This window comes from Robertmurraya kyonggiensis (assembly GCF_005116465.1).
In the GTDB taxonomy this organism is placed as follows: Bacteria; Bacillota; Bacilli; order Bacillales; family Cytobacillaceae; genus Robertmurraya; species Robertmurraya kyonggiensis.
Genome location: NZ_SWBM01000043.1, coordinates 1 through 1,484, shown reverse-complemented (window position 1 = coordinate 1,484; position 1,484 = coordinate 1). Strand labels below are relative to the sequence as shown.

Annotated in this window: 1 protein-coding gene; it reads left to right on the top strand. The window is 42.1% G+C overall.

All coding sequences use genetic code 11. The annotated features are described in order from the left end of the window. Nucleotides 1-1,479: reverse transcriptase domain-containing protein (locus tag FA727_RS25615; protein ID WP_136833911.1), on the top strand; the 1,479-nt coding region annotated here is incomplete at its 5' end. Between the last annotated feature and the right edge of the window lie 5 nt (nt 1,480-1,484).

Here is a 1,484-nt window from a genome sequence, read left to right as displayed (position 1 = left end):
ATAACTTTTACAGACGATTATTCCCGTTATGGATATATCTATCCGATTAAAGAAAAATCAGAAGCGTTGGATAAATTTAAAATATTCAAGGCTGAAGTAGAAAATCAACACAATTTAAAGATTAAGATAGTACGATCCGACCGTGGAGGGGAATACTATGGTCGGCATACCCCATACGGACAAGTTCCAGGACCTTTTGCAAGGTTCCTACAGGAACAAGGAATTGTTGCCCAGTATTCAATGCCGGGTGACCCACAACAGAATGGAGTAGCTGAAAGAAGAAATCGTACCTTGATGGACATGGTACGAAGTATGATAGGCTATTCCACACTGCCAGAGAGTCTATGGATGGAGGCCTTAAAAACCGCCATCTACATTCTCAACAGAGTTCCCAGTAAAGCGGTGCCTAAAACACCGTATGAACTGTGGACAGGCAGAAAACCCTCATTGAATCACCTAAGGGTGTGGGGGAGTCCTGCTGAAGCAAAGATATTTAACCCAAACATTGGAAAACTAGATCCTAAGACAGTGAGTTGCCATTTTATTGGCTACACAGAGAAGTCAAAAGGATATTGTTTCTACTGTCCAGATAGATTCACAAGGTTTGTGGAAACAAGACATGCTGCCTTCCTAGAAGAAGAAATGATTCGGGGGAGCACGGTAGTTCGAAAGATTAATCTTGAGGAGAAGCGGGTGTGTGCACCCACTCCGATGATCCAGGAGCCATTTTTCTCACTACCTACTGTGGCTGCACCCTCAGTGTCAGTCCCTGAGTTGTTCCCTCCTGTGGCAATACAGAATGATAACATGGAACCTGTCCTTCAGGATCCTATAGATAATATCGCCGCAGATCAGGGGGAGCAGCATCAGCCTCCAATAGAAAACGTACCAAATAATGAGGCCCTTAGAAGGTCTCAAAGAATCAGAAGGACAACAATCCCAGATGATTATGCAGTGTATGAAATAGAAGAGTTTTGGATGGAGGATGATCCCACCACATTCGAAGCTGCCATGAGAAGTGAGCATTCATCCAAGTGGCTTAAGGCCATGGAAGATGAAATGCAATCGATGAGTTCCAATGGAGTTTGGGACTTAGTAGAAATTCCTGAAGGAGCCAAAACAGTAGGCTGTAAATGGGTCTACAAGACTAAACGTGACTCCAAAGGGAATATAGAAAGATATAAAGCTCGACTCGTGGCTAAAGGATATACACAAAAGGAAGGTATAGACTACAATGAGACGTTTTCACCAGTCTCTTGTAAAGATTCTTTTAGAGTTATAATGGCTGTAGTAGCTCATTATAATCTAGAACTACATCAAATGGATGTAAAGACGGCATTCCTAAATGGGGATCTAGAAGAAAATATTTACATGGCGCAACCTAAGGGTTTTGCTGTGAAAGGAAAAGAACACATGGGATGTCATCTTAAGAAATCCATCTATGGATTGAGGCAATCCTCAAGACAATTTGAAGTTTAACGAAA